General features: G+C 60.3%; 6 protein-coding genes. 2 read left to right on the forward strand and 4 right to left on the reverse strand.

What is annotated here, in order from left to right; translation table 11 throughout:
* The first annotated feature begins 181 nt into the window (after nt 1–181).
* Together GIW48_RS21315 and lpxH are read left to right on the forward strand one after the other, a co-directional pair.
* Nucleotides 182–685, forward strand: coding sequence for a peptidylprolyl isomerase (locus tag GIW48_RS21315; RefSeq protein ID WP_017134695.1), 504 nt, complete (start codon nt 182–184; stop codon nt 683–685).
* Nucleotides 682–1,431, forward strand: a complete 750-nt coding sequence (lpxH, locus tag GIW48_RS21320; protein ID WP_170040690.1) for a UDP-2,3-diacylglucosamine diphosphatase — start codon at nt 682–684, stop codon at nt 1,429–1,431. Before GIW48_RS21315 ends, lpxH begins: the two co-directional genes overlap by 4 nt.
* A gap of 162 nt (nt 1,432–1,593) precedes the next feature.
* Here the strand turns inward: lpxH and GIW48_RS21325 are convergent, their stop codons facing one another.
* From GIW48_RS21325 to GIW48_RS21340, 4 genes are read right to left on the reverse strand one after another with little or no spacing between them, the layout of a single operon-like run.
* The gene (locus tag GIW48_RS21325) at nt 1,594–3,129 is read right to left on the reverse strand and encodes a DHA2 family efflux MFS transporter permease subunit (protein WP_017134697.1); all 1,536 of its coding nucleotides are present in this window, start codon (nt 3,127–3,129) and stop codon (nt 1,594–1,596) included.
* Nucleotides 3,129–4,325 (reverse strand): efflux RND transporter periplasmic adaptor subunit, encoded by a 1,197-nt coding sequence (locus GIW48_RS21330; RefSeq protein ID WP_236462079.1) that lies wholly within the window; start codon nt 4,323–4,325, stop codon nt 3,129–3,131. Before GIW48_RS21330 ends, GIW48_RS21325 begins: the two co-directional genes overlap by 1 nt.
* Nucleotides 4,326–4,340: 15 nt before the next feature.
* Entirely contained in the window at nt 4,341–5,798 is a 1,458-nt protein-coding gene (locus GIW48_RS21335) for an efflux transporter outer membrane subunit (protein WP_177035064.1), read from the reverse strand.
* Complete coding sequence (locus tag GIW48_RS21340) at nt 5,795–6,268, reverse strand: MarR family winged helix-turn-helix transcriptional regulator (RefSeq protein WP_017134700.1); 474 nt, start codon at nt 6,266–6,268, stop codon at nt 5,795–5,797. Before GIW48_RS21340 ends, GIW48_RS21335 begins: the two co-directional genes overlap by 4 nt.
* Between the last annotated feature and the right edge of the window lie 870 nt (nt 6,269–7,138).

Here is a 7,138-nt window from a genome sequence, read left to right on the forward strand (position 1 = left end):
TGCTGTCAAGTACCTAACAGAGCAGCACCGAAAACTGCTGCATTTAATGCACCGGCGGTAAAAAACCACCTCGAAATTCCTGCCGGGCACGCTAAACTGCGCGCCTTGGCACACATTTAGCCAAACCGGTAGCGGCGCCTTGGCGTCCAAACCCACGAATTCCCTGAAAAGAGTAGTGAACATGACTCAAGTCAAACTGACCACCAACCACGGTGACATCGTCATCGAGCTGAACGCCGAGAAAGCGCCGATCACCGTCGCCAACTTCATCGAGTACGTGAACGCCGGCCACTACGAAAACACCGTTTTCCACCGTGTCATCGGCAACTTCATGATCCAGGGCGGCGGTTTCGAGCCAGGCATGAAAGAAAAGAAAGACAAGCGTCCAAGCATCCAGAACGAAGCGGACAACGGCCTTTCCAACGACAAGTACACCGTCGCCATGGCCCGTACCATGGAGCCGCATTCGGCCTCCGCGCAGTTCTTCATCAACGTCGCCGACAACGCCTTCCTCAACCACAGCGGCAAGAACGTGCAGGGCTGGGGCTACGCGGTATTCGGTAAAGTCACCGAAGGCCAGGACGTGGTCGACAAGATCAAAGGCGTGTCCACCACCTCCAAGGCCGGTCACCAGGACGTTCCAGCAGAAGACGTGATCGTCCAGAAAGCCGAGATCGTTGGGTGATATTGCTGATTTCAGACTTGCATCTGGAAGAGGAGCGCCCGGATATCACCCGGGCGTTTCTGGATCTGCTCCACGGCCGCGCCCGTGGCGCCCAGGCGTTGTACATTCTGGGGGACTTCTTTGAAGCCTGGATTGGCGACGATGGGATGACCGCCTTCCAGCGTTCCATCTGCGAGGCTTTACGCGAGCTGAGCAACAGCGGCACCCCGATTTTTATCATGCATGGCAACCGCGATTTCCTGATCGGCAAGGCGTTCTGCAAAGCCGCAGGCGCTACCTTGCTCAAGGACCCGAGTGTCGTGCAGTTACATGGCGAGCCCGTGCTGTTGATGCACGGCGACAGCCTCTGCACCCGCGACGTCGGCTATATGAAGCTGCGGCGCATTCTGCGCAACCCGATTGTTTTGTTCATTCTGCGGCACTTGCCGTTGCGCACCCGCCACAAGCTGGCGCGCAAGCTGCGCAGCGAGAGCCGTGCGCAAACGCGCATGAAGGCCAACGATATTGTCGATGTGACGCCCGAGGAAGTGCCACGGGTGATGCAGCAGTTCGGCGTGCGCACCCTGGTCCACGGCCATACGCACCGCCCCGCCATTCATAAACTGCAGATTGGTGACCAGGCGGCCAAGCGTATTGTGCTGGGGGATTGGGACAAGCAGGGTTGGGCGTTGCAGGTGGATGAGCAAGGGTTTGCGCTGGCGGCGTTTGACTTCGTCAACCCACAGTTGGCGTTGCCCGGCGCATAACCCTGAGACACAGAACGCTGGCTTGTGTGGGGTTTGGCTTGTGTTGGAGCTGGCTTGTGTGGGAGCTGGCTTGCCTGCGATGCAAGCACCTCGGTACATCAGGCATACCCAGGTGATGCTATCGCAGGCAAGCCAGCTCCCACATTGACTGAGTCCAGTCGGTCAGTGCCCCGATGCCTCCGGCCCGGCCTTCGCACCAAACGGCGGCTTGGCCAGCCACACCAGCAACATCAAGCCCATGAACATCCACCCCAGCAACGTGAAGTAATCCACGGTGGACATCATGTACGCCTGGCTGGTGAGGATCTGGTCCAACTGCGCATAGGCCTTGTGCCCTGCCCCGCCTAGCGCCTGCAATGCATCGCGGGTGGCGGAGTCGTAGGTGGTCATGTTCTCGCTCATGTACGCGTGGTGCTGATCGGCGCGGCGAATCCAGATCCAGGTGGTCAGCGAGGCCGCAAAGCTACCGCCCAGGGTCCGCAGGAAGGTCGCAAGACCCGCGCCGTCGGCGATTTGCGCCGGCGGCAAGTCGGACATCAGGATGCTCAAGGTCGGCATAAAGAACAACGCCACGCCGATCCCCATGAACAACTGCACCAAAGCGATATGGGTGAAATCCACCTGATTGGTAAAGCCTGCGCGCATAAAGCAGCTCAAGCCAATCGCCAGGAACGCCAGGCCCGCCAGCAAGCGCAAATCGAACTTGTGCGCATACTTGCCCACAAAGGGTGACATCAGCACCGGCAAAATACCGATCGGCGCGACCGCCAGGCCGGCCCAGGTGGCGGTGTAGCCCATCTGGGTTTGCAGCCATTGCGGCAGAATCAGGTTGATCCCGAAGAAGCCCGCATAGCCCAAAATCAACACGATGGTGCCGATACGGAAGTTGCGGTAGGCAAACAACCGCAGGTTGACCACCGGGTGCTTGTCGGTCAGCTCCCAGATGATGAACACCGCCAGGGCAATCACCGAAATCGCCGCACCGATGATGATGAAGTTGGATTCGAACCAGTCCAGGTCATTGCCCTTGTCGAGGATGATCTGCAAAGCGCCGACACCGACGATCAAGCTCAGCAGCCCGACATAATCCATCGGCTGGTAACTGGTGACCACCGGGCGTTTCTTCAATTGCGAACGCACCACCATCACCGCAAAGATGCCGATGGGCACGTTGATAAAGAAGATCCACGGCCAGCTGTAGCTGTCGGTGATCCAGCCGCCGAGGATGGGGCCGGCAATCGGCGCCACCACCGTAACCATCGCCAGTAACGCCAGGGCCATGCCGCGCCTGGCCGGTGGGTAAACCGCGATCAGCAACGTCTGGGTCATTGGGTACAACGGCCCGGCGACCAGGCCTTGCAGCACCCGAAAGCCAATCAGCTCGGGCATCGAGGTGGAAATACCACAGAGGAACGACGCCAATACAAACAGGATGGTCGCCCACAAAAACAGCTTCACCTCGCCAAACCGGCGACTCAGCCAGCCGGTGAGCGGCAAGGCAATGGCGTTGCTCACCGCAAACGAGGTGATCACCCAGGTTCCCTGCTCCGAACTCACGCCCAGGTTGCCGGAAATGGTCGGCAACGCCACGTTGGCGATGGTGGTGTCGAGCACCTGCATAAAGGTCGCCAGCGACAGGCCAATAGTGGCCATCAGCAAGCTTGGCGGCGTAAAGGACGCGGGGGCGTTAGCGCTCATCAGCGTTGCACAGCCTTGGGTGCGGCGAGGCTGTTGTCATGGATCAACTGCGTGATCATGGCATCGGCTTCGGCCAGTTGGCGGTCATACACGTTGGTGGTGAACGAGGCCTTTTGCGGTGCCTGTTGCGCCAGCACCGGGCCGCTTTGGTCGTGCAGGTCGACGTTGACCACAGTGCTCAAGCCCACCCGCAGCGGGTTCTTGGCCAACTCGTCGGCGTTGATGTGGATGCGCACTGGCACCCGTTGCACGATCTTGATCCAGTTACCGGTGGCATTCTGCGCAGGCAGCAGGGCAAACGCGCTGCCGGTGCCGGCGCCGAGGCTGTCGACGGTGCCGCTGAATTTCACGTCACTGCCATAGATGTCCGCTTCGATGTCCACCGGCTGGCCAATGCGCATATCGCGCAGCTGGGTTTCCTTGAAGTTGGCGTCGATCCACAACTGGTCCAGCGGGATCACCGCCATCAACGCGGTGCCGGGTTGCACGCGCTGGCCCAGTTGCACGGTGCGCTTGGCCACGTAGCCGGTGACCGGTGCGATCAAGGTGCTGCGCGCGTTGGTCAGGTAGGCCTGACGCAGTTGCGCGGCGGCGGCTTGCACATCCGGGTGGGACGAAATCACCGTGTCATCCACCAAGGCATTGGTGGTTTTCAGTTGCTGCTCAAGGTTGGTCAGGGCGTTCTTGGCGGCGGTCAGGTTGTCACGGGCATGGGACAGTTCCTCCTGGGAGATCGCACCGCCCTGGGCCAGCGTCTTACGGCGGTTGAAGTTGTCCTGGGCGGTTTGCACGTCAGCTTTCTGTGCGTTGACCTGGGCTTTCATGCCATCGACATTGCTGTACAAACCACGCACCTGGCGCACGGTGCGGGCCAGGTTGGCCTGGGCACTTTGCAGGCCGACGGCGGCGTCATTCGGGTCGAAGTTGATCAGAACCTGGCCTTCGTGGACCAGGTCGCCGTCGTCGGCGCCGATGCTGACCACGGTGCCGGTGACCAGCGGGGTGATTTCCACCACGTTGCCGTTCACATAGGCGTCGTCGGTGCTTTCATTGAAGCGCCCGTAGAACTCATACCAGCCCCACACGCCGACCACGCCAAGAATGACGATCAGCGCCAGGCCGATCAGCATGACTTTGCGTTTGCGCGGGTTGTTATCGGGCTTTTCAGTTGCGTTGCTGTTTTCGACAGTGGCCATGACAAATACCTCAAATTATTCCGTACGGATGGCAGGGCTGGTCGTGGTCGCGGCCACGTTATCGGCGTTGAATCCGCCACCCAGGGCTTGCATCAATTGAATCGACAGGTCGATCTGCGCCGCATTCAAGGTCGCCAGCTGGCGCTGGGCCTGCAGCAATTGCTGCTCGATGCTGAGCACATCCAGGTAGTTACCGATGCCGGAGCTGTAACGCTGTACGCCGGTGTCGTAAGACTGCTGGGCGATGTCCGCAGCGTGTTGCTGCGCCTGGATCTGCCGCCCGGTTTCGCGCAGTTGCATCAGGGTGTTGCCGATATCGCCCAAGGCTTGCACCAGGGTTTTGTTGTACTGGGCCACGGCCAGGTCGTAATCGGCGTCGCGAGCATCGAGGTCGGCACGCAAGCGGCCACCGTCAAAGATCGGCAACGAGATCGTCGGCGCAATGCTGAAGAACCGGCTGGCCGAGCCAAACATCGCATCACCGAGCAACGACTCGGCCCCGGCGCTCGCACTGAGGTTGAGGTTGGGGTAGAAGCGGGTTTTGCTCGCGGCCACGTTTTTACTCGCGGCCTCCACGCGCCAGCGTGCGGCGATCAGGTCCGGGCGACGGCCCAGCAATTCGGCCGGCAAGACTGAAGGCACAGCGACGGCACTGGGTTTCAACACGTTCGGGCGGGTCAGCTCGCCGCCACGGTCCGGGCCTTTGCCGAGCAATACCGCCAGGGCGATCTTGGCGCTTTGCAGTTGTTTTTCAGCGTCGATCAACTGCGACTGGGAGCTGGCTTCCAGGCTTTCGGTCTGTTGGTACTGGTATTCGCTGTCGATGCCGGAGCTGAGGCGGCGTTTGCTCAGGTCGAGCATCTGGCGGGTGCGCTTGAGGTCGTCATTGGCCAGGTCACGCACGATATGCGCTTGGCCCAAATCGCTGTAAGCCTTGGCGACGTTGGCGGCCAGGGTCAGGCGTGCGGCTTGCTGGTCGACTTCGGCTGCACGCGCCTGGCCCAACGCGGCTTCCCAGGCAGCGCGCTGGCCACCCCAAAGGTCGAAGTTGTAGTTGAAGCTGGCGCCGATGTTACGCACCGTGGCATAGGCATCGCCCTGCCCGCGCGGGTCCTGGTCCTTGGCCAGGCGCGAACGGCTCACACCGGCGCTGGCATCCAGGGTTGGCATGCGCGCCGCATCGGCGGCATAAGCGGCGGCTTCGGCCTGGTGCGCACGGGCGCTGGCCACTTGCATATCAGGGCTGTTTTGCAGGGCTTCGTGAATCAGACCGTCGAGTTGCGGGTCGCCGAGGCTTTTCCACCAGTCGGCGGTGGGCCAGGCGGCCGTGGACAGGGTCACGCCGCTCAAGGATTTGCCGGTTTGCAACGTGTTGGCGTCGAGACGTTGGCCCTGGGTGTCGAGGCCGCTGAAGTTGGCACAACCGGCCATGCTCATCGCCACCAACACCAGGCTGAGTGCACGCGTTTTCATTGATTACCTACCCGCTGGAGGACGATGGCGTCACCGGCAGCTACCAGAATTTTCTTGAGGATTCTTTCCAGGGTTTCCAACTCACCAGGCTCGAGGGCACCGGCCAGTTCATTCATCGACTGCGCGCCGATATGCGGCAACATGTCGGCCAGGCGCTGGCCGTCTTCGGTGAGCACTAACTGCACCTGGCGCCGGTCCTGCTCGGAGCGCTTGCGCGCCAGCAGGCCCTTTTGCTCCAGACGGTCGAGCATGCGGGTCATGGAGCCGCTGTCGAGGGACAGGTGGCGGCACAGCTCCGCCGGGGTATCGACGTCGAACTGGGCAATGATGATCAACACCTTGAACTGCGCGGCGGTGACGCCGTGGGGTTCCATATGGGTGTCGATAATGCGGTCCTTGAGCAGCGCCGCCCGGCCCAGCAACAGGCCGAGGTGGCAGTTGCGAAAGCTGTCAGGGGTGTAGTGGGTCATCGAAAGTCACCTTATTACTGCCTAGGCAGTGAATGTATGACAAGATGTTACTGCTTAGGCAGCGAATGTCAAATGGAATTATTAGCTTGCTTGGTAATTTCGCGAGAGGTGGGCTTGAAACACAAATAACTGTGGGAGCTGGGTTGCCTGCGATAGCGGTTTGGCCGGGGGGTGTTTGGTCGGGTACATATCCATTGCTGCGGTAACGGCGGCCTATGGTTTCGCTCTTACAGCGACTCACTTTTCGAAGGACCGAAAAGTAAGCAAAAGGTCCTCGCCCCAACACTCGGTGCCTCGCTGTGGCTCGGCATGCCCGCAATCCGACAGTGATTTGGGGGGCCGCCGCGATGGGCCATCCTTGGCCCAGCGCGGCTAAACCGGCATCCCTGCCGGTTTACCCCCCAAATCACTGTCGAATTGCGGCCATCGTGTTTAACGGGGCGATTTCAGATCAAGATCAAGATCAAAAGCACAGATCAAAAGACCGCTGACTTCGTCATCGAAAAGGATGCAAGGGCCGGAGCAACAGCAACAGCAACAGCAACAGCAACAGCAACAGCAACAGCAACAGCAACAGCAACAGCAACAGCAGAGCCATACTCGGTCAAAGGTGGGAGCTGGCTTGCCTGCGATAGCATCAACTCGGTGTGCCTGATGTACCGAGGTGTCTGCATCGCAGGCAAGCCAGCTCCCACAGAAAAGCAGCTCTTCAGTGTATGCAAATCCGCTTTCGCTTTTGATCTAACCACTCAGGTCGGCTTTCAGGCCGCCGTGCTCTGCTTTTGATCTTGCTTTTGATCTGAGGCGCCCCGTTAACCACGATGGCCGAACGCAGGCTTGAATCCGTGGGTAACCCGGCAGGACGCCGGG

It is taken from the genome of Pseudomonas sp. PA-6-3C, assembly GCF_021605825.1.
Classification (GTDB): domain Bacteria; phylum Pseudomonadota; class Gammaproteobacteria; order Pseudomonadales; family Pseudomonadaceae; genus Aquipseudomonas; species Aquipseudomonas edaphica.